This is a genomic window from Pseudomonas sp. B3G-3 (assembly GCF_028640915.1).
GTDB classification, from domain to species: Bacteria; Pseudomonadota; Gammaproteobacteria; order Pseudomonadales; family Pseudomonadaceae; genus Aquipseudomonas; species Aquipseudomonas chlororaphis_I.
This window is the reverse complement of record NZ_JAQZAB010000134.1, coordinates 22,066-44,857: the sequence shown is the minus strand read 5'-3', so window position 1 is coordinate 44,857 and position 22,792 is coordinate 22,066. Positions and strand designations below refer to the sequence as shown.

The following is a 22,792-nucleotide window of genomic DNA, read 5'->3' as shown; positions in this document are numbered from 1 at the left end:
GCTGGCCGCTGCATGGCCAGGCACGGGGAAGGCGTCATTGGAACGGGCCGCGTGTAGCGGGAACAATGGATAAAAAGTCATACTAGCCATGTCCTCACGTCATGCCTTGGCCCTTTATGAAACGCCTCCCGCCCCTGCCCGCGCTGCACACCTTTCTGATCACCGCGCGCTGCTGCAACTTCACCCACGCGGCCGAGCAGCTGCATATCACCCAGGGTGCGGTGAGCCGGCAGATCGCCGGCCTGGAGAGTCACCTGGGTTATGCCTTGTTCCAGCGCCAGGCCCGCGGCCTGAGCCTGACGAGCGAAGGACGGGAATGGCTGCCACGGGTGGAGCAGGTGTTCGGCCTGATCAGCGAGGGCGTGGAACAGGTCGGGGGAAACCGCGACACCCTGCAACTCAAGGCGTCCACCTGCGTGATGCGCTGGTTGTTGCCGCGCCTGATGCAGTGGCAGAAGGAGCGGCCGGACGTGCCTGTGCGGCTGACCACCACAGTGCAGCACGGGGTCGACTTCAGCCGCGAACAGTTCGATGCCGCGGTGATCTACGGCGCCCCGCCTCCCTCCACCCTCGGCGCCTATCACCTGTTCGACGAACAGCTGACGCCGGTGTGTTCACCGGCATTGCTCGAAGGGGCGATAGCGCTGAAGACCCCGGCCGACCTGCAGCAACACATGCTGCTGCATCCGACCCTGGATACCCATGACTGGAATACCTGGCTGAAAGCCTCGGGAACGGTGCTGAACAACATCGGCAAGGGGCAGCATTTCGAAACCCTGGACCTGGCGATGTCGGTGGCCTCCCAGGGGACGGGAGTGGCCATTGGCGACTGGGCATTGATCGGCGAAGACCTGAGCGCCGGGCGGCTGGTCATGCCATTTGCATTGAAGGTGCGCACCGGCCTGGGCTACTACCTGGTCCACCCCGATCGCTCAGCGCCATCGCCGCAGTTGCGGGCCTTGCTGGACTGGCTGGTGGAACAGGCCAGGGCCAGATAGCCCTGTAGGCGCAGCCTGCGATCGAGCGCGCAGCGGTCGTAATCCGGTCAACACCTTGTACCTGCAAAAACGCGGTGTCTGGTTTTACGACTGCTGCGCAGCCGATCGCAGCCTTCGGCAGCGGCTACAGGATGTCTCAGTAACCGACCGTGAACCGCTGGCGGGAGTGCTTCGGTGTTTCCAGCTCATCGATCATGGCGATGGCGTAGTCGGCGAAGGTGATCCAGCTCTTGCCTTCGGCGCTTACCAGCAGATGGTCCTGGCCCAGGCGGAACTGGCCACGGCGCTCGCCTTCGATGAACTCCGCCGACGGCGACAGGAAAGTCCAGTCCAGCTCCTTCTCCTGGCGCAGGGTATCGAGGAGCACCGCACCGGCACTGGCCTCTGGCTTGTACTCTTCCGGAAAACCGACAGAGTCGATCACCCGGCTGCCGTCGGGCAGCAACAAACTACCGGCACCGCCCACCACCAGCAGGCGTTTGACGCCGGCTTTTTTCACCGGCTCGATCAGGGCCTTGGGCGGGATAGTGGAAAAGAGCGCCGCGCTGATCACCACATCGTGGCCGGCGACCGCTGCCTGCAACGCCGCGCCGTCCAGCACGTCGACCGCCTTGCTCACCACTCCGGCGCGGTTGCCGATTTTCGCCGGGTCACGGGCTATCGCGGTGACGCTGTGACCACGACGCAGGGCCTCTTCCAGCAGTTGGCTACCCGCACGACCGGTAGCACCAATGATTGCAATCTTGCTCATGACAGTTCTCCAGTTTCGATAAGCGACACAGGGCCTTACAGGGAGTGCCCCCGCGCCAGGCGCGGGGACGGTCGAATCACCACTTCATTTCGCCCTTGGCGACCTTGGCGCTCAGCTCCAGGGAGCTGTCTTCGCCCAGGTCCGGGTAACGCTTTTTCATCGCCGCGATCAGTTCGGCGGAATCCTTGGCCTTGGCGGTTTCTTCATCGAAGGCCTTGATGTAGTCGGCGGTGAAATGCACGGGAACCAGGGAGCGGGCGCTTTCACCGAGGTAATGGCCCGGCACCACGGTCTGGGGTTTCAGCGCGGCGATGGTGTCCAGCGTGGTCAGCCAGTCCTTGTGGGATTGTGCGGTCTGGGTGTCGGCCATCCACACATGGATGTTTTCCGCGACCACCACGCCACCGACGACCGCCTTGATCGACGGGATCCAGACGAAGGTGCGGTCAGGCTGCTTGCCGTCCAGGCCGATGATGTCCAGCTTCTGCCCTTCCAGGGTCAGGCTGTGGCCCTTGAGCACGCCTGGCACAATGGTCTTGGCCGGCACGTCGGCGCCCATTTTCGGGCCCCAGAACGCGAGCTTGCCGTCGACCGTGGCCTTGATGTGCTCGACGGTCGGCTGCGACGCCACGACCTTGGCCTTGGGGAAGGCCTGGGTGATGGTGTCGAGGCCGAAGTAGTAGTCCGGGTCACCGTGGCTGATGTAGATGGTGGTCAGTTGCTTGCCGCTGGCGCGAATCTTTTCCACCAGTTGCTCGGCCTGGGATTTGCCGAACTGGGCGTCCACCAGGATCGCTTCCTTCTTGCCGCTGACCAGGACCGAGGTCACCGGGAAGATCGCCGCGGTCCCCGGGTTGTACACATCCAGGCTCAGGGCCGGCTCGACGGCGGCGGCATGGGCGGCGAAACCCAGGGTGGCGGTCGCCAGCAGCAGGCGCTTGAGTGAGGTGAATCCGATCATGTGCAGCTCCGATGGTCTGTCGGCCGTAAGAGGCCATGGGTAGGTGGCGATGGAGATGAAGCTTAGTTGCCGCACTCGTTACAAAAAATGCGATGCTTGGACATAGTTTGTTTCTGAAAGCGGGCAAATCATGGATCGTCTTCAAGCAATGCGCGTCTTCGTCACCGTAGTCGACCTTGGCAGCCAGTCGGCCGCCGCCGACCATCTGGACCTCTCGCGGCCGGTGGTTTCGCGTTATCTGGCGGAGCTGGAGGACTGGGTCGGCGCCCGGCTGATGCACCGCACCACCCGCAAGCTGAGCCTGACCGCGGCGGGCACCGAGATCCTGCCGCGCTGCCAGCAGATGCTCGAGTTGTCGATGGACATGCAGGCCGCCGTCAGCGAACCGGACGATGTGCCCCGCGGCTTGCTGCGCATCAGCGCCAGCACCTCGTTCGGCCAGGCCCAGCTGGCGGATGCCATGGCCGCCTACGTCAAGCGCTACCCCGGCGTCAGCATCGACCTGCAGATGCTCGACCGCGCGGTGAACCTGGTGGACGAACGCATCGACCTGGCGATCCGCGCCAGCAACGACCTGGATCCGAACCTGATCGCCCGGCGGCTGACGGTATGCCGCTCGGTGATCTGCGCCTCCCCGGCCTATCTGCGCGAGCACCCGACGCCACAGCGGGTCGAGGAGCTCAGCCAGCACAACTGCCTGACCCACTCCTATTTCGGCAAGAGCCTGTGGCATTTCGAAAAGGGCGGCGAACAGGTTTCGGTACCGGTGCAGGGCAATATCAGCGCCAACGACGCCAGCACCCTGTTGCGCGCGACCATGGCCGGGGCCGGCGTGGCCATGCTGCCCACCTACCAGGCCTGGGTGTATATCCACAGCGGCGAACTGGTGCGCCTGCTGCCCCAGGCAGAACCCCGGCAAATGCCCATGTACGCGGTCTATGCCTCGCGCAAACACATGCCGGTGGCCCTGCGCAGCATGCTGGATTTCCTGGTGCTGCGTTTCCCCGAGGAGCCGGAGTGGGACAAGGGCCTGTAAAACCCGATAAGACCGCTGAATACCCCCTCAACACGCTGCCCGCAACCTGGCCGGCGGCCATGGCTGATCCCTATGGCTGATCTATGCTGATAACAGTACCCCCACACGCGCAGGGGTATTCGTTCAGAGGTGTTTGCCATGAACATCAAAACAAGAAGATACCTGGCCATTTTCGTCACCTGCACCGTGACCCTGGCGCTGTATGGAACAGCGGCCTATCGCGTCGAGCAGGCCCGGCAACAGCCCCGTGTCTATGCCAGTTGCAACGTCGACCAGTGCATCCCGCACACCGCGACCCTCAACTCCCTGAAATGATGCAGACGCGCGGCGTCACTGTTCGTGATCGCTCTTCAAGCGGTCGCGGAAAGCCTTGGGCGAGATCCCGACGCGGCGGCGGAACAGCCGGGTGAAGTTGGTGGGATCGGAAAACCCCAGGGTGTCGGAAATCTCGTAGATGGTCATGCTGGTGTAGGTCAGCAGGCGCTTGGCCTCCAGCAGCTGGCGCTCATGCATGATCTGCAGGGCCGGCTGGCCCGCCAGTTCACGACAGGTGCCATTGAGGTGGGAAACGGAAATCCCCAGCTTGTGCGCCAGGTCCTCGACCTTCACATGTTCGCGATAGTGGTTTTCCACCAGCTGGATATAGCCATTGAAATACTCCCGTGCCCGCTGCGGCCGCTGGCTGGCGCTGCGGCGCCGAATCGCCTGGCGGCTGACCCACACCATGATCACGCTGACCAGCGAATGCATGAGCATTTCCCGCGCTGGCTCACGCCCTTGGTACTCATTCTGCAACGCGGCAAACAGGCTGTTCAGGTAGTCGCCGTCGGCGCCCGCCGGGTAGCTCTCGGCCACGGCCAGGGCATTCACCGAGTGCCCCAACTGGGCTTGCAGATGGGCCATCAAGGGCGCCGCCAGGGTCACCACATAACCGTCGATGTCTTCGGAAAAACGAAAGCCGTGCACCGACAGGGCCGGCAGGATCTGTAGCGCCGACTCCCCCAGCAACGTGCGCTGGCCTTCGATCTCAAGCTCGGCCTGCCCGCGATGCACGAACAGCAACTGACAGAGATCGGCATGCCGATGCGGTTTGATTTCCCAATGGTGCTCGCGGCTGCGCTTGGAAATGGTTTCGCAGTGCAGCAGGTCCGGTGTCGGCCAATCCAGGCTTTCCCCATAGAGTTTGAACACCGGAATTGAAGGCAAGGCAGGCTTATTCATAACTGCAATCCAGGCCTCTGGGTGACGGGCGATAATCGCACCGATTGGTGAAATGAACAGGTATCGGCTCAGTTTTCACCTTCAACTGACAGCTTCACAAGTGAAAAATGCAGGCACTCGAAACATAAAAATCACTCAGCGAACCTGTTCGCGTGAAGCTTGCGAGTCATAAAAACAATGAAAACCCTGAAAACTCAAGTCGCCATCATTGGCGCCGGCCCCTCCGGACTCCTGCTCGGCCAACTGCTGCACAAGGCCGGCATCGATACCCTGATCCTCGAACGACAAACCCCGGATTACGTACTCGGGCGCATCCGCGCCGGGGTGCTGGAACAAGGCATGGTCGACCTGCTGCGCCAGGCCGGGGTCAGCCAGCGCATGGACGCCGAAGGCCTGGTGCACGGCGGTTTCGAACTGGCCCTCGACGGCCGCCGGGTGGCCATCGACCTGCACGCCCTCACTGGCGGCAAGAGCGTCACGATCTACGGCCAGACCGAAGTCACCCGCGACCTGATGCAAGCCCGCCAGGCCGTCGGCGCCCGGACCCTGTACCAGGCCGATAACGTGCGCCCCCACGACATGCAGAGCGACCAGCCCTACCTGACCTTCGATTACCAGGGCGAGCCCCATCGCCTGGACTGCGACTACATCGCCGGTTGCGACGGTTTCCACGGGGTCGCCCGACAGTCGATCCCGGCCGACAAGCTCAAGGTTTTCGAGCGCGTCTATCCGTTCGGCTGGCTCGGCATTCTCGCCGATACCCCGCCGGTCCACGACGAACTGGTCTACGCCCGCCACGAACGCGGTTTCGCCCTGTGCAGCATGCGGTCGACCACCCGCACCCGTTACTACCTGCAAGTACCGGCGGAGGAAAATGTCGCCGACTGGTCCGATCAACGCTTCTGGGACGAGCTCAAGAAGCGCCTGCCCGAGGAGCTGGCCGAGCGCCTGGTGACCGGGCCGTCGATCGAGAAAAGCATCGCGCCGCTGCGCAGCTTCGTGGTCGAGCCGATGCAATACGGACGGATGTTCCTGGTCGGCGACGCCGCGCACATCGTGCCGCCCACCGGGGCCAAGGGCCTGAACCTGGCCGCCAGCGATGTCAGCACACTGTTCAACATTCTGCTCAAGGTCTACCGCGAGCAGCGCACCGACCTGCTGCAAAAGTATTCGCAAATCTGCCTGCGGCGGATCTGGAAGGCCGAGCGTTTCTCCTGGTGGATGACCGCGATGCTGCACCGTTTCCCCGACTCCGACGACTTCAGCCAGCGCATCGCCGAGTCGGAGCTGGCGTACTTCGTCGACTCCGAGGCCGGTCGCAAAACCATTGCGGAAAATTACGTTGGCCTTCCTTATGAGGCTATCGAGTAGGGGCCTATCGAGTACACTGGCGAGCATTCCCGCTCGCCTTGCCCCTTGCGGGTCAATCACTGCCCGCAGGTTCTTTCGTGACCCATCCCAACCCGCCTGGCCAACCCCAATTGGCTCTTCGCAGCGTACTGATCGCCCTGATGCTGGCGATCTTCCTCGGCGCCCTGGACCAGACCATAGTCGCGGTCTCCATGCCCGCCATCTCCGCGCAGTTCAAGGACGTCAGCCTGCTGGCCTGGGTGATTTCCGGCTACATGGTGGCCATGACCGTGGCGGTGCCGATCTACGGCAAGCTCGGCGACCTCTACGGGCGGCGCAAGCTGATGCTGTTCGGCATGGGCCTGTTCACCCTGGCATCGCTGTTCTGCGGCATGGCGCAGAACATGGAACAGCTGGTGCTGGCGCGGATCTTCCAGGGCATCGGCGCCGGCGGGATGATTTCGGTCAGCCAGGCGATCATCGGCGACATAGTCCCGCCCCGCGAACGCGGGCGTTACCAGGGTTACTTCAGCAGCATGTACGCGGCGGCCAGCGTCGCCGGCCCGGTGCTCGGCGGCTACATGACCGAATACCTGTCCTGGCGCTGGGTGTTCCTGATCAACCTGCCCCTGGGCCTGGGCGCCTGGCTGGTGGCCAGGCGCAACCTGCGAGGACTGCCTATCCCGCAGCGCAAACCGATCATCGACTACCTCGGCACGCTGTTGATGATCATCGGCCTGACCGCCCTGCTGCTGGCGATCACCCATTTCGGCCAGGGTCACGCCTGGCGCAGCCAAGAGGTGCTGGGCCTGCTGGCCTGTGCCGTCGTCGCCCTGGCCCTGTTCGCCTGGCATGAACGGCGCACGGAGGAACCGCTGCTGCCCATGCACCTGTTTGCCAACCGCAACGCCATGCTGTGCTGGTGCACGGTGTTCTTCACCAGCTTCCAGGCCATCTCGCTGACGGTGCTGATGCCGTTGCGCTTTCAGAGCGTCACCGGCGCCGGTGCCGACAGCGCTGCGCTGCACCTGTTGCCGCTGGCCATCGGCCTGCCGATAGGCGCCTACTTCGCCGGGCGCATGACCTCGGTGACCGGTCGCTACAAACCGATGATCCTCAGTGGCGCCCTGTTGATGCCGCTGACCGTTCTCGGCATGGCCTTCAGCCCACCCCAGGCGGTGCTGCTGAGCAGCGTGTTCATGTTGTTCAGCGGGATTGCCTCCGGCATGCAATTCCCGACCTCGCTGGTGGGCAGCCAGAACTCGGTGGAGCAACGGGACATCGGGGTCGCCACCAGCACCACCAACCTGTTCCGCTCCCTGGGCGGCGCGATGGGCGTGGCCTTGATGTCGGCGCTGCTGCTGGCGCTGTTGCAGGATTCCAGCTTCGCCCAGCTGAGCGGTTCGGCGCTGATCGGCGAAGGCCACTCGGGCAATGTGCTGCTCGATGGCCTGAATGCCGCGCCGGGTCCGGAACAGGGAGCCTTGCGGGCTGAGTTGCTGCTGACCTTCAAACACTTGCTGATGGTCAGCGCGGCGGTGTCGTTGCTGGGGCTGGCGGCGGCGCTCGCCATGCCCAACGCGCTGCTGCGCGGGCGTGAAGACAAGGTCAAATAGCGGTATCGCCAGCCGGCTCTATCTACACGCGAGCCGGCCGGCGACCGGCCCTCACGGGCTGTAATACCCCACCGCCACCAGGAAGTGCCCGACCTTGCGCAGGTAGGCGTGCTTGTCTTCCACCTTGGCTGTCACCGGGTTCTTCCAGCGGTACTCATACTCGCCCTGATCCTGGGCGGCCATCAGCGCCAGGATAGGCTCGCCCACCGGTTTGCCATCCGGGTCCTTGACCTTGTTGAAGTCGGTATTGATCAGCCGCAAATTGGTGCCGTGGGCCACGTAGCGCTGGCTGTCCAGGTCGACCACGAACACATACAGGTCGTCCTGCAGGAAACCGCCCTTGAGCGAGTTGATCGCCGTCAGCGTGCCCTTCTCGTCCTTGACCAGCTCGCTCGCCGCCTTGTCCAGCAAGGCCCTGGCCTGCTCGGCGGAAGCCCGTGGCAGGTAATAGCCGACCGCGAGGATTCGCTCGCCGACCCGCTGGAAATACACATGCTTGCGCTCGACCTTGCCGTCGGCCCAGTTTTGCCAGCGGTATTCGGCTTGCTGGATGCCATTGCCCTCGGGAATCTTCAGCGCGTCCTTGAAGGCCTTTTGCAGATCCGGCCCGAGCACTTCGGAAACATCGCGGCCGATCAGCGCCGACGACGGCCCGCCACTGGCCAGCATCACCCCCTTGGTGTCGACCACAAACACATAACGGTCCTTGTCGACGAACTCGCCCTGCCGGCTGAACGCGGCGAAGGCCTTGTCACCCTGGTCGTGGTAATAGGCCAGGGCCTTTTCCAGCAGGGCCTTGGCCGCCGTGGCATCGTCCGCCGCCTGGACCTGGCTGGTACAGAACACCAGCAGCCACCCCAGCACCGTGGCTCTCAGCAATCCCCTCATTGCGCGTCCCTCGTTCTTGTTGGTGTTTCAAGAGCGTAGACGGCTGCGGGATATGGTCGAGTATTCAGCGAAGCAGGGAGGCGCGAGGCAAGACCGCGACCTTCCCACGCCTGGCGCGGGAAGGTGGTCAAGGTCAGGGGCGGGTATTGAGCTGCTGCTGCAGATTCTGGATCTGGCTCTGCAGGGTATTGATGTTGCGGGTGACCTGGCCGCGGAAGGCGTCGAATTCGGCGGTGTTGGTGCCACCCTGGGCAGCGGCGGGACGATTGTCCTGCTGGCTCTTGAGCACAATGATGTCCTGCTCCAGGCGTTCGATGGCGGCGCTCGGGTTGCCCTGTCTTTTCAAGGCGGCGATCTCGGCGTTCAGGCTCTTGAACTGGGCATCGACCTTGCTGGTGTCGGCAGGCGCGCTCTTCAGGGCCGCCAGTTCGCTGCTCAAGGATTTCACCTGGGCCTGCAACTGGGTATTGGCCGCCTGCTGCTCGGTGGCTTGCGCGGTCATCTGCGCCAGGCGCTTGTCCAGGTCCGTGGCCTGCCCGGCCACGCCTTGCTGCTGCTTGCCCTGGTCCTGCAGGCGGCTTTCCAGCTGCTTGATCTGCAGCTTCAAGGCTTCGCTGTCGCTGTTGACGCTGGACTGGCTGGCAACCACCTTGCCGGAAATATCCTGCAGGCGTCCCGCCGCTTCTTCGCTGATGCGGGCGAAACTCTCCTGGGTGGCGACCAGTTGCTGCTCCATCAGCGAGATCTGCTGGAAGCTCCACCAGGCCAGGCCGATAAAGGCGAAGAACAAGGCGCCGACCAGCGCCCAGAGCGGCCCGGCACTCGGCGCCTTGACCTTGGTTACCGGCACGCTGCGCGAATGCACCGAAGTACGCGCGCGGCCCGCGACGGTGGTCGGGAAATCATCGTCGAGGGTATCGGCACGCAGGCTTGGAACATCGTCGAAGTCGTCGTTGGCATCGTTACGCATGGGGCAACCTTTCTAAAACCGCGGTGATAGCTGAATGCGGCGAGTATAAACCGCTAACCCGCCGCCCTGATCGACCCTGAACCCCGAACTCGGTTCAGTGTTTATTTTCAGCGTATGTCCTGGGCCTTCCACCAGCCGCAGAATTCATCCAGGGCGGTCCACAGGCTGACCTTCGGTTCGTAATCCAGATAATGGCGGGCGCGGCTGATATCCAGGGTGAAGTTCTTGTTCATGACCTGCATGCCCAGGCGCGACAGGGTCGGCTCCGGACGGCCCGGCCAGAGCTTGCAGAAACCTTCATTGAGGGCCGCCACGCTGTAGGCCAGGCCAAAGGAGCGGTAGCGCGTGACCTGTGGCACGCCCATCTGGCGCATCACATAGTTCACCACGTCCCACAACGGCACGGGCGCGCCGTTACTGATGTTGTAGGCCTTGCCCAGGGCCGAGCCGCTGGCCAGCAGACTGCTGAGCAGCGCTTCATTGAGGTTCTGCACACTGGTGAAGTCGACCTTGTTCAGGCCGTTGCCGATGATCGCCAGGCGGCCCTTGCGCTGCATCTTCAACAGGCGCGGGAAAATGCTCATGTCGCCGGCGCCGGTGACAAAACGCGGGCGCAGCGCCAGGACCTCCAGGCCGAACTCCTGGGCGCCGAACACCTTCTGCTCCGCCAGGTATTTGGTGGCGGCATAAGGGTGTTTGAAGCGCTTGGGTACTTGTTCTTCGGTCAGGCCCAGATGGTCGCGACCGTCGAAATAGATCGACGGCGACGACAGGTGCACCAGGCGCCGGACATGGCGCTTGAGGCAAGCTTCGACCACATTTTCGGTGACCAACACGTTGCCCTGATGGAAATCCTGATAACGCCCCCAGAGCCCCACCGCCCCCGCGCAATGCACCACTGCATCGACATCGCGGCACAGGTCGCGCACCAGGTCGGCATCGCTCAAGTCACCCTGGACGAACTCGGCCCCGCGCCGCACCAGATGCTCCACACCTTCGGCCCGACGCCCGTTGACCCGTACATCCAGGCCCTGCTCAAGGGCAAAACGCGCGAAGCGTCCACCAATGAAGCCGCTTGCGCCGGTGACCAGAATTTTCATGACTTGCTCCGATTGCTTTCGTGTTTCATGCCTGTCGCACTATGTATTGCTTAACGCTATTGCCTGATGCCTTGACGCCTGGTGTCACGCCAACGGCACCAGCCATTGCGCCGAAGAACGTGCCAGGTGCTCGGTGAGCAGACCCAGCAGTTGGCCACCATTGCGCCAATGATGCCAGTACAGCGGCACATCGATCGGCTTATCTGGCAAAAGCTCCACCAACACACCCCGCGCCAACTGGTCGCGCACCTGCAGTTCGGGCACCAGCCCCCAGCCCAGGCCGGCTTCGGTCAGGCGGATGAAGCCCTCGGACGAGGGACACAGGTGATGCTCGAACCCGCCATCGACCCCCAGCGCCGCCAGGTAGCGGTGCTGCAGGAAATCGTCCGGGCCGAACACCAGGGCCGGCGTCCGGGCCAGGCGCTCGGCTTGCACACCCTGCGGAAAATGCCGCGCCAGGAACGCCGGGCTGGCCAGGGCGCGGTAGCGCATGGCCCCCAGCAGCACGCTGCGGGCGCCCGCCACCGGCCGCTCGCTGGCACAGACACAGGCCGCCACTTCCCCGGCCCGCATGCGCTTGAGGCCGACGGTCTGGTCTTCGACGATCAGGTCCAGAAGCAAGTGCTGCTCGGCACAGAAGTCACCCACCGCCTCAGCCCACCAGGTGGCCAGGCTGTCGGCGTTGAGGGCGATGCGCAGACGCTCCGGCAAGCCTTCCTCGTCCAGGGCCGGCACCTGGCTCTGCAGATCGCGTTCGAGCAGGCGTACCTGCTGCACATGGTTGAGCAGGCGCCGGCCGATTTCCGTCGGCGCCGGCGGCGTGACCCGCACCAGCACCGGCTGGCCGATCCGCGCCTCGAGCAGCTTGATGCGCTGGGAAATGGCCGACTGCGACAACCCCAGCACCTGCGCGGCACGCTCGAATCCGGCCTGTTCGATCACCGCGGCCAGGGCGGACAGCAATTTATAGTCGAACATCAGTTTTCCTAATGAGCGATCAGTAATATTGGTTTTTCTTATACAGCCTGCAACCGGAGAATAGCCAGCATGCTTTCTCGTTCAAGGACCTTTTTCATGGCTGGCGAAACCTCCCTCGATACCCTGCTGCGCAGCATGAGCCCGCAGCTCAACCCCGGTGACTACGTGTTCTGCTCCATCGCCGATCGCGCGCTGCTCGAGGGCACCGACGTACTGGGCAGCTTTCGCGAGCAGGAAGGGCTCACGGTGATCCTAGAGCGCCAGCAAGCCGAACGCCTGGGGTTGGGTTTCGACTACGTCGCGGCCTGGATCACCCTGAACGTGCATTCGGCCCTGGAAGCCGTCGGCCTGACCGCCGCGTTCGCCAGCGCCCTGGGCAAGGCCGGGATCAGCTGCAACGTGATCGCCGGCTACTACCACGATCATCTGTTTGTCGGTAAGGCCGATGCCGAGCGCGCCATGCACGTGCTGCGGCAACTGGCGGCGGGCGAGGAGTAAACGACATGTGGCAGAGCTACGTTAACGGGCTGCTGGTAGCGGCCGGACTGATCATGGCGATCGGCAGCCAGAATGCTTTTGTCCTGGCCCAGAGCCTGCGCCGTGAACACCACCTGCCGGTGGCCGTGCTGTGCGTGACTTGCGATGCGTTGCTGGTGGCGGCCGGGGTATTCGGCCTGGCCACGGTGCTGGCGCAGAGCCCGACGCTGCTGGCGGTTGCCCGCTGGGGCGGCGCCGCGTTCCTGATCTGGTACGGCAGCCAGGCGCTGCGTCGCGCCTGCTCCAAACAGAGCTTGCAACAGGGCGAGAACCAGACCGTCCGCTCGCTGCGCGCGGTGCTGCTCAGTGCGCTGGCGGTGACCCTGCTCAACCCCCATGTGTACCTGGACACGGTGCTGTTGATCGGTTCGCTGGGCGCGCAACAGACCGAACCCGGCGCCTATGTGGTCGGCGCGGCCAGCGCTTCGCTGCTGTGGTTTTTCACCCTGGCCCTCGGCGCCGCGTGGCTGGCTCCATGGCTGGCACGGCCGAGCACCTGGCGCATTCTCGACCTGCTGGTGGCGGTGATGATGTTCAGTGTCGCGATTCAACTCATCAGCGCCGCATGATTTATTCCAAAAGGCTCTGGAACCTCTATCCCACACAGTTGTTGCGTGGTTATGCCGCACCCCCGGTGCTATGATCCGAACCCTGCGCCGCAAAGAGTACAAACTCCCCGGCGCTTGTCTGGCCGCCCGTGATCGGCCTTGCGCTCACCGCAACTGACCTGATTAGGAGAATCACCATGGCTTTCGAATTGCCGCCGCTGCCTTACGCACACGATGCCCTGCAGCCGCACATTTCCAAGGAAACTCTGGAATACCACCACGACAAGCACCACAACACCTATGTCGTGAACCTGAACAACCTGGTGCCAGGCACCGAGTTCGAAGGCAAAACCCTGGAAGAGATCGTCAAGTCTTCCTCGGGCGGTATCTTCAACAACGCCGCTCAGGTCTGGAACCACACTTTCTACTGGAACTGCCTGGCGCCAAACGCTGGCGGTCAACCAACCGGCGCACTGGCCGAGGCCATCAACGCGGCTTTCGGTTCGTTCGACAAGTTCAAGGAAGAATTCACCAAGACTTCCGTCGGCACCTTCGGTTCCGGTTGGGGCTGGCTGGTGAAAAAGGCTGACGGCTCCCTGGCCCTGGCCAGCACCATCGGCGCCGGCAACCCGCTGACCAGCGGCGACACCCCGCTGCTGACCTGCGACGTCTGGGAACACGCTTACTACATCGACTACCGCAACCTGCGTCCCAAGTACGTCGAAGCGTTCTGGAACCTGGTCAACTGGAAATTCGTGGCCGAGCAGTTCGAAGGCAAGACCTTCATCGCCTAAGCCCGTTTGCAGTCAAAAAAACCCGGCATTGCCGGGTTTTTTCGTTTTACCGGCAAGCGGCCGGCTTGCCGCGCCAGCCCGGCGCGCTAACATCCGCTCAGGTAAAAAATCGCCGCCGTCCCTCAAGTTGCAAGGCTTGGCTACCGACATATAACCGATAAGCGCGGATAGGCTGGCTACCGGCATTCCAGCCAAGCCTACAGGTGAAATATCCTGGGCCTGATTGTCCCTTTGACTGCCATCACGGGATTGCCAATACTCATGGCAACTTGACGCTACACGCACGGAACAAGGAATAACCCTTTGAAGCTGGAACTCAAAAACAGCTTGTCGGTGAAGTTGCTCCGGGTTGTGCTGCTGTCGGCACTGATAGTGGGCGTAGTTCTGAGCTGCGCACAAATCGTCTTCGATGCTTACAAGACTCGGCAGGCGGTCGCTAATGATGCCCAGCGCATTCTCGACATGTTTCGCGACCCCTCGACCCAGGCCGTTTACAGCCTGGACCGCGAAATGGGCATGCAAGTCATCGAAGGCCTGTTCCAGGACGATGCCGTGCGCATGGCCTCCATTGGCCATCCCAACGAAACCATGCTCGCGGAAAAAACCCGTGAGTTGCAGACATCCCCCAGCCGTTGGCTGACCGACCTGATCCTCGGCAAGGAGCGCACCTTCACCACCCAATTGGTGGGTCGTGGCCCCTACAGCGAATACTACGGCGACCTGAGCATCACCCTCGACACAGCCACCTACGGCCAGGGATTCATCGTCAGCTCGGTGATCATTTTCATTTCCGGCGTATTGCGCGCGTTGGCCATGGGCCTGGTGCTGTATCTGGTTTACCACTGGCTGCTGACCAAGCCGCTGTCGCGGATCATCGAGCATCTGACCACCATCAATCCGGACCGCCCCAGCGAGCATCAGATTCCCTTGCTCAAGGGCCACGAGCGAAACGAGCTGGGGATCTGGATCAATACCGCCAACCAGTTGCTGGCGTCGATCGAGCGCAACACGCACCTGCGCCATGAAGCGGAAAACAGCCTGCTGCGCATGGCCCAGTACGACTTCCTCACCGGCCTGCCCAACCGCCAGCAGTTGCAGCAGCAACTGGACAAGATCCTGATCGATGCCGGCCGCCTGCAACGCCGGGTCGCGGTGCTCTGTGTCGGCCTCGACGACTTCAAGGGCATCAACGAACAGTTCAGCTACCAGACCGGCGACCAGTTGCTGCTGGCCCTGGCCGATCGCCTGCGGGCCCACAGCGGTCGCCTGGGCGCCCTCGCCCGCCTCGGCGGCGACCAGTTCGCCCTGGTCCAGGCCGATATCGAACAACCCTACGAAGCCGCCGAACTGGCGCAGAGCATTCTCGACGACCTGGAAGCGCCGTTCGCCCTCGACCATCAGGAAATCCGCCTGCGCGCCACCATCGGCATCACCCTGTTCCCGGAAGACGGCGACAGCACCGAAAAGCTGCTGCAGAAAGCCGAGCAGACCATGACCCTGGCCAAGAGCCGGTCGCGCAACCGTTATCAGTTCTACATCGCCAGTGTCGACAGCGAGATGCGCCGGCGCCGCGAACTGGAGAAGGACCTGCGCGAAGCCCTGACCCGCCAGCAGTTCCACCTGGTCTACCAGCCGCAGATCAGCTACCGCGATCATCGGGTGGTCGGGGTCGAAGCGCTGCTGCGCTGGCAGCATCCGGAACACGGCTTCGTCCCGCCGGACCTGTTCATCCCCCTGGCCGAGCAGAACGGCACCATCATCGCCATCGGCGAATGGGTGCTGGACCAGGCCTGCCGCCAGTTGCGCGAATGGCATGACCTGGGCTTCAGCGACCTGCGCATGGCGGTCAACCTGTCCACCGTGCAACTGCACCACGCCGAACTGCCACGGGTGGTCAACAACCTGCTGCAGATCTACCGCCTGCCGCCGCGCAGCCTGGAGCTGGAAGTCACCGAAACCGGCCTGATGGAAGACATCAGCACCGCCGCCCAGCACCTGCTGAGCCTGCGCCGCTCAGGGGCGCTGATCGCCATCGACGACTTCGGCACCGGCTACTCGTCCCTGAGCTACCTCAAGAGCCTGCCGCTGGACAAGATCAAGATCGACAAGAGCTTCGTCCAGGACCTGCTGGACGACGACGACGATGCGACCATCGTGCGGGCGATCATCCAGCTGGGCAAAAGCCTGGGCATGCAGGTGATCGCCGAGGGCGTGGAAACCGCCGAGCAGGAGGCCTACATCATCTCCGAAGGCTGCCACGAAGGTCAGGGTTATCACTACAGCAAACCCCTGCCGGCACGGGAGCTGAGCGCCTACCTGAAACAGGCCCAGCGCAGTAACGCGGCCATCCTCTGAAAGCACGATTGCGCGCCTAAGCCTGATCCAGCGCAATCGCTTCCTGAATAGGAAATATTTACAACCACAACCCTTTACACATAATGCAAATCTTTCGCATTATGTCGCAGTTTTGCGCGCCCCTCGCGCCAGTCCACCCCTCTCTCGAAGCAGGATGTTCGCCATGATTCGTATGCCTCTGGCTACCGCCAGTCTGTTGGCCATCGCTATTTCCCTCGCCGGTTGCGGCGAAGGCAAAGACAAGGCTGCCGCGCCGCAAGCCGCTGCTCCAGCCGCCAGCACCGCAGCCCCGGCCACCGCTCCTGCGGCCGGCAAGGTCGATGAAGCGGCGGCCAAGGCGGTTGTCGCGCATTACGCCGACATGGTCTTCGCCGTATACAGCGATGCCGAATCCACCGCGAAGACCCTGCAGACCGCAATCGACGCCTTCCTCGCCAAACCCAACGCCGACACCCTGAAAGCCGCCAAGGCTGCCTGGGTCGCCGCTCGCGTGCCTTACCTGCAGAGCGAAGTGTTCCGCTTCGGCAACACCATCGTCGACGACTGGGAAGGTCAGGTGAACTCCTGGCCGCTGGACGAAGGCCTGATCGACTACGTCGACAAGTCCTACGAGCACGCACTGGGTAACCCGGGCGCCACCGCCAACATCATCGCCAACACCGAAGTCCAGGTCGGCGAAGACAAGGTCGACGTGAAAGACATCACCCCGGAAAAACTCGCCAGCCTCAACGAGCTGGGCGGTTCCGAGGCCAACGTCGCCACCGGCTACCACGCCATCGAATTCCTGCTCTGGGGCCAGGACCTGAACGGCACCGGCCCTGGCGCCGGCAACCGCCCGGCTTCCGACTACCTGGAAGGCGCCGGCGCCACCGGTGGCCACAACGACCGTCGCCGTGCCTACCTGAAAGCCGTGACCCAATTGCTGGTCAACGACCTGGAAGAAATGGTCGGCAACTGGAAACCGAACGTGGCCGACAACTACCGCGCCACCCTGGAAGCCGAACCGGCTGAAAGCGGCCTGCGCAAAATGCTGTTCGGCATGGGTAGCCTGTCCCTGGGCGAACTGGCGGGCGAGCGCATGAAGGTGTCCCTGGAAGCCAACTCCCCTGAAGACGAGCAGGACTGCTTCAGCGACAACACCCACAACTCGCACTTCTACGACGCCAAGGGCATCCGCAACGTGTACCTGGGCGAGTACACCCGTGTCGACGGTACCAAGCTGACCGGCGCCAGCCTGTCGTCGCTGGTAGCGAAAATCGACCCGGCCGCCGACACCACGCTGAAAGCCGACCTGGCCGCCACCGAAGCCAAGATCCAGGTCATGGTCGATCACGCCAACAAGGGTGAGCACTACGACCAGCTGATCGCCGCCGGCAACGACGCGGGCAACCAGATCGTGCGTGACGCCATCGCCGCGCTGGTCAAGCAGACCGGTTCGATCGAACAGGCTGCGGGCAAGCTGGGCATCAGCGACCTGAACCCGGACAACGCCGATCACGAGTTCTGATCAGCGTTGCGGGAATGAAAAGGCGACCTTCGGGTCGCCTTTTTTGTGCCTGGCCTGTAGCCGCTGCCGCAGGCTGCGATAAGGCCGCAGGCCTTCAGCGATCTTGAAACCCTGCGCCCCCTTCGGTGGCGAGCGCAGCCTTCGGCAGCGGCTACAAGCGGGTGCTCCGCGCTTGCCTCAGGTCAAGCGGAACGATAATTCCTCTTATTCAAACTCCCCTGCCCTGTTAGACTTTGCGCCCTTGTTTTGCTCGTCCTGCAGGATATCCGATGCCCCCGTCGCTGCTTCGCTGGTCCACGCTGTTCATGGCCTTGAGCCTGAGTGCCTGCGATGACGCCCCGCGTTTTACCCAAGCCGAGCCGGGCGAAGCGCGTTCCGGCGGTGAAGCGACCGTGCGCAAGAGCGACCAGAACGCCTTTTCCATGCCGTCGGCCAACCTGTCGCCGACCCGGCGCCTGGACTTCAGCGTCGGCAACAGTTTCTTTCGCAGCCCCTGGGTGATCGCCCCCTCGACCACCACCGCCCGCGATGGCCTGGGCCCGCTGTTCAATACCAACGGCTGCCAGAACTGCCATATCAAGGACGGCCGCGGCCACCCGCCGACGCCCGACTCGGACAACGCGGTGTCGATGCTGGTGCGCCTGTCGATCCCCAATGAGCCGGCCTACGCCAAGATCATCGAGCAGCTGGGCATAGTGCCCGAGCCGGTGTACGGCGGGCAGTTCCAGGACATGGCGGTGCCTGGCGTCGCCCCGGAAGGCAAGGTGCGGGTCGAGTACGAACCGCTGACCCTGCGTTTCAAGGACGGCAGCGAAGTCGAACTGCGCAAGCCGAAGCTGCAGATCACCCAGCTCGGTTATGGCCCGATGCATCCCGACACCCGTTTCTCGGCGCGCGTGGCCCCACCGATGATCGGCCTGGGCCTGCTCGAAGCCATCCCCGAGGCGGCGATCCTGGCCAATGCCCAAGCGCAGGCCAAGGCTGGCAACGGCATCGCCGGCCGGCCGAACCGGGTCTGGGACGACGCCCAGCAAAAGACCGTACTCGGGCGTTTTGGCTGGAAAGCCGGACAACCCAACCTCAATCAACAAAATGTTCACGCGTTCTCTGGTGATATGGGCCTGACCACCAGCCTGAGACCCTTCGATGACTGCACCGACGCCCAGACCGCCTGCAAGCAAGCCCCCAATGGCAACGGGCCGGATGGCGAACCGGAAGTCAGCGACAACATCCTGCGCCTGGTGCTGTTCTACAGCCGCAACCTCGGGGTGCCGGCGCGCCGCGATGTTGGCTCACCACAAGTCCTGGCCGGCAAGAACCTGTTCTACCAGGCCGGCTGCCAGTCCTGTCATACCCCTCGATTCACCACCGCTGCCGATGCCGCGGAACCCGAGCTGGCCAATCAAGTGATCCGCCCCTACAGCGACCTGCTGCTGCACGACATGGGCGAAGGCCTGGCCGACAATCGCAGCGAATTCCAGGCCGGCGGCCGCGACTGGCGCACGCCGCCGCTGTGGGGGATCGGCCTGACGCAAACGGTCAGCGGCCACACCCAGTTCCTGCATGACGGCCGCGCCCGCAACCTGCTCGAAGCCGTGCTCTGGCATGGCGGCGAAGCCCGGGCGGCGCAGCAACAGGTTTTATCCTTCAATGCCGAGCAGCGCGCTGCGTTGCTGGCATTCCTGAATTCTCTTTAACGCCTTCCTACAAGAACCGGGAGCCCGAACATGTTCCGTCCCAAGCTGTTGTTCACCAGCCTTGCCGCGCTCGCCCTGGGCGCCTGCTCGCCGCAGGACCCACAAGCCGTGACCTCGGCGGCCATCGCCAAGCAGGTGATCCTGCCGACCTACAGCCGTTGGGTCGAAGCCGACCGCCAGCTGGCGATCAGCGCCCTGGCCTTCTGTGAGGGCAAGCAAAGCCTGGACACCGCCCGTGCCGACTTCCTGCACGCGCAGAAAGCCTGGGCCGAACTGCAACCCCTGCTGATCGGTCCGCTGGCCGAGGGCAACCGTTCCTGGCAGGTGCAGTTCTGGCCGGACAAGAAGAACCTGGTCGGCCGTCAGGTCGAACAGCTGGTCACCGCCACGCCACAGATCGACGCCGCCGCCCTGGCCAAATCCAGTGTTGTGGTACAGGGCCTCTCGGCCTACGAGTACATCCTGTTCGACGCCAAGATCGACATGGCCGACAGCGCGCAGAAAGCCCGCTACTGCCCACTGCTGAGCGCCATTGGCGAGCGCCAGAAACAGCTCGCCGAAGAGATCCTGTCGCGCTGGAACACCAGCGACGGCATGCTCGCGCAGCTGAGCAAGTTCCCCAACCAGCGTTACGCCGACTCCCATGAGGCCATCGCCGATCTGCTGCGGGTCCAGGTCACCGCGCTGGACACCCTGAAGAAGAAGCTCGGCACGCCGATGGGCCGTCAGAGCAAGGGCATTCCGCAGCCGTTCCAGGCCGACGCCTGGCGCAGCCAGTCGTCCATGCAGAGCCTGGAAGCCAGCCTCGTCGCGGCCCAGACCGTCTGGGCCGGGGTCGACAACAAGGGCCTGCGCGGCCTGTTGCCGGCCGAGCAGAAGCCGCTGGCCGACAAGATCGACGCCGCCTACGCCGCCTCGCTGAAGCTGTTCGCCAGCACCCAGCGCTCGCTGACCGAGCTGCTGGCCGACGACGCCGGCCGCCAGCAACTGAACGATATCTACGACAGCCTCAACGTCGTCCACCGCCTGCACGAAGGCGAACTGGCCAAGGCGCTGGGCATCCAACTGGGCTTCAACGCCAACGACGGTGACTGATCATGCTGCGACGTCAGGCTCTGGCACTCGGCAGCCTGCTGCTGAGCGCCGTCACGCTGGGTGGCTGGACGCTGTTCAAGCACAAGGACCAGGGCCCGCTGCTGCTCTCGGCGCGGGATGACGGCGACGGCAAGCACTACGCCGTCGGCTATCGCCTGGATGGCCAGCCAGTATTCGCCACCCAGGTCGGTCAACGCTGCCATGACATCGTCAACCACCCGACGCTGCCGATCGCCCTGTTCGTCGCCCGCCGCCCGGGCACCGAAAGCTACCTGATCGACCTGCGTGACGGCGCCTTGCTGCAAACCCTGGCCTCGCAACCCAACCGGCATTTCTATGGCCACGCGGTGATCCACAAGAGCGGCGACTGGCTGTACGCCACCGAGAACGACACAAGCGATCCGGGTCGCGGCCTGCTCGGGGTGTATCGGTTCGAGGGCGAACGCCTGGTGCACAGCGGCGAGATCCCGACCCACGGCATCGGCCCGCACCAGGTGTCGTGGATGCCGGACGGCGAAACCCTGGTGGTGGCCAACGGCGGGATTCGCACCGAAGCGGAAAGCCGCGTCGAGATGAACCTCAACGCCATGGAGCCGAGCCTGGTGCTGATGCAGCGCGACGGCAGCCTGCTGAGCAAGGAAACCCTGGCCCAGCAGATGAACAGCGTGCGCCACATGGGCATCGCCGGCGACGGCACCATAGTCACCGGCCAGCAGTTCATGGGCGATGCCCACGAGTCGTCGCAGCTGCTGGCGATCAAGCGCCCGGGGCAGCCGTTCCAGGCCTTCCCGGTGGCCGAGCACCAGTTGCAGGCGATGGGGCATTACACCGCCAGCGTCGCGGTGCACAGCGAACTGCGCCTGGTGGCCCTCACCGCTCCGCGCGGCAATCGCTTTTTCATCTGGGACCTGGACAGCGCCGAAGTGCGCCTGGACGCGCCCTTGCCGGACTGTGCCGGAGTCGGTGCGGTGGTCGATGGTTTTGTCGTGACCTCGGGCCAGGGGCGTTGCCGCTTCTACGACTGCCGCCAGAAACAACTGGTGGCAAAGCCCCTGGATTTGCCGGCAGGGCTCTGGGACAACCATTTGCACCTGGTCTAGTTTTCGCCGCCACGCAGGATTGGAAAACAGGACTCCGGATGACCGGATTGTCATCTGGAAGCCCCCGGAAAGTCGGAGTAATGTCTCCGGCAATCAGCTTGGTTTTCCCAGCTTCATTTTCCAAGGAACCGGAATATGCTGCGTCGCCGCATGTTTATCATGTTGGGTGTCGTCCTGCTGATCGTGCTGTTGCTGGCAGGCTACAAGGCCTTCTCCATCTATCAGCAGGTCAAGCTCTTCTCGGTGCCCAAGCCGCCGATCAGCGTGGCCGTGGCCACGGCTCGCGAACAACCGTGGCAAACCCGCCTGCCCACGGTCGGCACCCTCAAGGCCCTGCAAGGGGTCAACCTCAGCCTGGAAGTGGCCGGGACCGTCAAGGAACTGCAATTCGAATCCGGGCAGAAGGTCACGGCCGGCCAGCCCTTGCTGCAACTCGACAGCGACGTGGAAAGCGCCCTGCTGGAAACCGCCAAGGCCGACCTGGGCCTGTCCCAGCTTGATTATGGCCGCGGCAGCCAGCTGGTGGGCAGCCAGGCGATTTCCCGCGGCGAATACGATCGATTGTCGGCGGTGCTGCAAAAGAACAAGGCCACGGTCAATCAGCTCAAGGCGGCACTGGCGAAAAAACGCCTGATCGCGCCCTTCAGCGGCACCATCGGCATTCGCCATGTGGACGTCGGCGACTACCTGGCCAGCGGCACGGTGATCGCCACCCTGCAGGACCTCAGCAGCCTGTACGTGGACTTCTTCGTCCCGGAACAGGCAGTGCCGAAAATCGCCCTGGGTCAGTCGGTCAGCGTGATGGTCGCCGCCTACCCGGCGGAACAGTTCACCGCCACCATCAGCGCCATCAACCCCAAGGTCGAAGACACCACGCGCAACGTGCAGGTGCGCGCCACCCTGGCCAACCCCGACGGCAAGCTGCTGCCGGGCATGTTCACCAACCTGCAGGTGCTGCTGCCCGATCCGCAGCCCCGGGTGGTGGTACCGGAAAGCGCCATCACCTACACCCTGTACGGTAACTCGCTGTACGTGGTGGCCGAGAAAAAGGCCGCCGATGGCAGCCCCGAGAAAGACGACAAGGGCCAGCCGGTGCTGATCGCCGAGCGGCGTTTCATCGAAACCGGCGAACGGCGCAACGGCCTGGTGCTGATCAACAAGGGCGTGAGCAACGGCGAACAGGTGGTAAGCGGCGGGCAGATCAAGCTGGACCATGGCGCGCACATCGCCATCACCCCGGACAAGATGCTGCCCACCGAACAGAGCGGCCAGCCACGCACGAACTGATCA

The 22,792-nt window shown here is 63.6% G+C and carries 21 protein-coding genes; 14 read left to right on the top strand and 7 right to left on the bottom strand.

The genetic code is table 11. The annotated features are described in order from the left end of the window. Nucleotides 1-116 precede the first annotated feature (116 nt). Nucleotides 117-998: a LysR substrate-binding domain-containing protein gene (locus tag PVZ80_RS31680; RefSeq protein WP_009050514.1), complete on the top strand. Its 882-nt coding sequence runs from the start codon at nt 117-119 to the stop codon at nt 996-998. A gap of 136 nt (nt 999-1,134) precedes the next feature. Here PVZ80_RS31680 and PVZ80_RS31675 read toward each other — a convergent pair whose 3' ends face one another. Then, complete coding sequence (locus PVZ80_RS31675) at nt 1,135-1,749, bottom strand: NAD(P)-dependent oxidoreductase (protein WP_053269791.1); 615 nt, start codon at nt 1,747-1,749, stop codon at nt 1,135-1,137. A 76-nt stretch (nt 1,750-1,825) separates the two neighbouring features. After that, nucleotides 1,826-2,710, bottom strand: a complete 885-nt coding sequence (locus PVZ80_RS31670; protein WP_273865000.1) for an MBL fold metallo-hydrolase — start codon at nt 2,708-2,710, stop codon at nt 1,826-1,828. 130 nt (nt 2,711-2,840) lie between these two features. Between PVZ80_RS31670 and PVZ80_RS31665 the strand changes: the two genes are divergently transcribed. Continuing rightward, a complete protein-coding gene (locus PVZ80_RS31665) occupies nt 2,841-3,746 on the top strand; it encodes a LysR family transcriptional regulator (protein ID WP_273864999.1) in 906 nt (301 codons plus the stop codon). Nucleotides 3,747-3,884: 138 nt separating this feature from the next. Beyond that, nucleotides 3,885-4,061 (top strand): hypothetical protein, encoded by a 177-nt coding sequence (locus PVZ80_RS31660; RefSeq protein WP_009050518.1) that lies wholly within the window; start codon nt 3,885-3,887, stop codon nt 4,059-4,061. A 15-nt stretch (nt 4,062-4,076) separates the two neighbouring features. Here PVZ80_RS31660 and PVZ80_RS31655 read toward each other — a convergent pair whose 3' ends face one another. Next, nucleotides 4,077-4,967: a helix-turn-helix domain-containing protein gene (locus tag PVZ80_RS31655; protein ID WP_009050519.1), complete on the bottom strand. Its 891-nt coding sequence runs from the start codon at nt 4,965-4,967 to the stop codon at nt 4,077-4,079. Between the two features lie 186 nt (nt 4,968-5,153). Between PVZ80_RS31655 and pobA the strand changes: the two genes are divergently transcribed. Together pobA and PVZ80_RS31645 are read left to right on the top strand one after the other, a co-directional pair. Continuing rightward, nucleotides 5,154-6,338, top strand: a complete 1,185-nt coding sequence (gene pobA / locus PVZ80_RS31650; RefSeq protein WP_173678567.1) for a 4-hydroxybenzoate 3-monooxygenase — start codon at nt 5,154-5,156, stop codon at nt 6,336-6,338. Nucleotides 6,339-6,415: 77 nt separating this feature from the next. Next, nucleotides 6,416-7,933, top strand: coding sequence for an MDR family MFS transporter (locus PVZ80_RS31645; protein ID WP_009050521.1), 1,518 nt, complete (start codon nt 6,416-6,418; stop codon nt 7,931-7,933). 51 nt (nt 7,934-7,984) lie between these two features. Here the strand turns inward: PVZ80_RS31645 and PVZ80_RS31640 are convergent, their stop codons facing one another. From PVZ80_RS31640 to PVZ80_RS31625, 4 genes are all read right to left on the bottom strand, one after another. Further along, the gene (locus PVZ80_RS31640) at nt 7,985-8,821 is read right to left on the bottom strand and encodes a cache domain-containing protein (RefSeq protein ID WP_038634743.1); all 837 of its coding nucleotides are present in this window, start codon (nt 8,819-8,821) and stop codon (nt 7,985-7,987) included. Between the two features lie 133 nt (nt 8,822-8,954). Continuing rightward, a complete protein-coding gene (locus tag PVZ80_RS31635) occupies nt 8,955-9,791 on the bottom strand; it encodes a hypothetical protein (protein WP_038634746.1) in 837 nt (278 codons plus the stop codon). Nucleotides 9,792-9,898: 107 nt separating this feature from the next. Continuing rightward, entirely contained in the window at nt 9,899-10,891 is a 993-nt protein-coding gene (locus PVZ80_RS31630) for an NAD-dependent epimerase/dehydratase family protein (RefSeq protein ID WP_009045338.1), read from the bottom strand. An 84-nt stretch (nt 10,892-10,975) separates the two neighbouring features. Beyond that, complete coding sequence (locus tag PVZ80_RS31625; RefSeq protein WP_009045339.1) at nt 10,976-11,869, bottom strand: LysR family transcriptional regulator ArgP; 894 nt, start codon at nt 11,867-11,869, stop codon at nt 10,976-10,978. 96 nt (nt 11,870-11,965) lie between these two features. On the opposite strand from PVZ80_RS31625, the gene PVZ80_RS31620 reads away from it, so the two are divergent. From PVZ80_RS31620 to PVZ80_RS31580, 9 genes are all read left to right on the top strand, one after another. After that, complete coding sequence (locus PVZ80_RS31620) at nt 11,966-12,367, top strand: ACT domain-containing protein (protein WP_009050524.1); 402 nt, start codon at nt 11,966-11,968, stop codon at nt 12,365-12,367. Nucleotides 12,368-12,372: 5 nt separating this feature from the next. Next, the gene (locus PVZ80_RS31615) at nt 12,373-12,975 is read left to right on the top strand and encodes a LysE/ArgO family amino acid transporter (RefSeq protein ID WP_009050525.1); all 603 of its coding nucleotides are present in this window, start codon (nt 12,373-12,375) and stop codon (nt 12,973-12,975) included. A 176-nt stretch (nt 12,976-13,151) separates the two neighbouring features. Further along, on the top strand, nt 13,152-13,748 hold the full coding sequence (locus PVZ80_RS31610) for a superoxide dismutase (RefSeq protein WP_273864998.1): 597 nt from the start codon (nt 13,152-13,154) through the stop codon (nt 13,746-13,748). Between the two features lie 303 nt (nt 13,749-14,051). Further along, nucleotides 14,052-16,103, top strand: coding sequence for a putative bifunctional diguanylate cyclase/phosphodiesterase (locus PVZ80_RS31605; protein WP_009050526.1), 2,052 nt, complete (start codon nt 14,052-14,054; stop codon nt 16,101-16,103). 163 nt (nt 16,104-16,266) lie between these two features. Beyond that, a complete protein-coding gene (locus PVZ80_RS31600; RefSeq protein WP_009050527.1) occupies nt 16,267-17,610 on the top strand; it encodes an imelysin family protein in 1,344 nt (447 codons plus the stop codon). Between the two features lie 269 nt (nt 17,611-17,879). Beyond that, a complete protein-coding gene (locus tag PVZ80_RS31595) occupies nt 17,880-19,307 on the top strand; it encodes a di-heme oxidoreductase family protein (protein WP_273864997.1) in 1,428 nt (475 codons plus the stop codon). 30 nt (nt 19,308-19,337) lie between these two features. After that, the gene (locus tag PVZ80_RS31590) at nt 19,338-20,402 is read left to right on the top strand and encodes an imelysin family protein (protein ID WP_273864996.1); all 1,065 of its coding nucleotides are present in this window, start codon (nt 19,338-19,340) and stop codon (nt 20,400-20,402) included. Nucleotides 20,403-20,404: 2 nt separating this feature from the next. Then, nucleotides 20,405-21,502, top strand: a complete 1,098-nt coding sequence (locus tag PVZ80_RS31585) for a DUF1513 domain-containing protein (protein WP_273864995.1) — start codon at nt 20,405-20,407, stop codon at nt 21,500-21,502. 135 nt (nt 21,503-21,637) lie between these two features. Next, nucleotides 21,638-22,789, top strand: a complete 1,152-nt coding sequence (locus tag PVZ80_RS31580) for an efflux RND transporter periplasmic adaptor subunit (RefSeq protein ID WP_009050531.1) — start codon at nt 21,638-21,640, stop codon at nt 22,787-22,789. Nucleotides 22,790-22,792: the final 3 nt, after the last annotated feature.

What these genes read in the sequence shown, in the direction of transcription:
- PVZ80_RS31660 (WP_009050518.1), top strand. Translation starts at nt 3,885, where the DNA reads ATGAACATCAAAACAAGAAGATACCTGGCCATTTTCGTCACCTGCACC.
- PVZ80_RS31680 (WP_009050514.1), top strand. Translation starts at nt 117, where the DNA reads ATGAAACGCCTCCCGCCCCTGCCCGCGCTGCACACCTTTCTGATCACC.
- PVZ80_RS31585 (WP_273864995.1), top strand. Translation starts at nt 20,405, where the DNA reads ATGCTGCGACGTCAGGCTCTGGCACTCGGCAGCCTGCTGCTGAGCGCC.
- PVZ80_RS31590 (WP_273864996.1), top strand. Translation starts at nt 19,338, where the DNA reads ATGTTCCGTCCCAAGCTGTTGTTCACCAGCCTTGCCGCGCTCGCCCTG.
- PVZ80_RS31610 (WP_273864998.1), top strand. Translation starts at nt 13,152, where the DNA reads ATGGCTTTCGAATTGCCGCCGCTGCCTTACGCACACGATGCCCTGCAG.
- PVZ80_RS31635 (WP_038634746.1), bottom strand. Translation starts at nt 9,791, where the DNA reads ATGCGTAACGATGCCAACGACGACTTCGACGATGTTCCAAGCCTGCGT.
- PVZ80_RS31670 (WP_273865000.1), bottom strand. Translation starts at nt 2,710, where the DNA reads ATGATCGGATTCACCTCACTCAAGCGCCTGCTGCTGGCGACCGCCACC.
- PVZ80_RS31630 (WP_009045338.1), bottom strand. Translation starts at nt 10,891, where the DNA reads ATGAAAATTCTGGTCACCGGCGCAAGCGGCTTCATTGGTGGACGCTTC.
- PVZ80_RS31655 (WP_009050519.1), bottom strand. Translation starts at nt 4,967, where the DNA reads ATGAATAAGCCTGCCTTGCCTTCAATTCCGGTGTTCAAACTCTATGGG.
- PVZ80_RS31600 (WP_009050527.1), top strand. Translation starts at nt 16,267, where the DNA reads ATGATTCGTATGCCTCTGGCTACCGCCAGTCTGTTGGCCATCGCTATT.
- PVZ80_RS31675 (WP_053269791.1), bottom strand. Translation starts at nt 1,749, where the DNA reads ATGAGCAAGATTGCAATCATTGGTGCTACCGGTCGTGCGGGTAGCCAA.
- PVZ80_RS31620 (WP_009050524.1), top strand. Translation starts at nt 11,966, where the DNA reads ATGGCTGGCGAAACCTCCCTCGATACCCTGCTGCGCAGCATGAGCCCG.
- PVZ80_RS31580 (WP_009050531.1), top strand. Translation starts at nt 21,638, where the DNA reads ATGCTGCGTCGCCGCATGTTTATCATGTTGGGTGTCGTCCTGCTGATC.
- PVZ80_RS31615 (WP_009050525.1), top strand. Translation starts at nt 12,373, where the DNA reads ATGTGGCAGAGCTACGTTAACGGGCTGCTGGTAGCGGCCGGACTGATC.
- PVZ80_RS31625 (WP_009045339.1), bottom strand. Translation starts at nt 11,869, where the DNA reads ATGTTCGACTATAAATTGCTGTCCGCCCTGGCCGCGGTGATCGAACAG.
- PVZ80_RS31640 (WP_038634743.1), bottom strand. Translation starts at nt 8,821, where the DNA reads ATGAGGGGATTGCTGAGAGCCACGGTGCTGGGGTGGCTGCTGGTGTTC.
- PVZ80_RS31665 (WP_273864999.1), top strand. Translation starts at nt 2,841, where the DNA reads ATGGATCGTCTTCAAGCAATGCGCGTCTTCGTCACCGTAGTCGACCTT.
- PVZ80_RS31595 (WP_273864997.1), top strand. Translation starts at nt 17,880, where the DNA reads ATGCCCCCGTCGCTGCTTCGCTGGTCCACGCTGTTCATGGCCTTGAGC.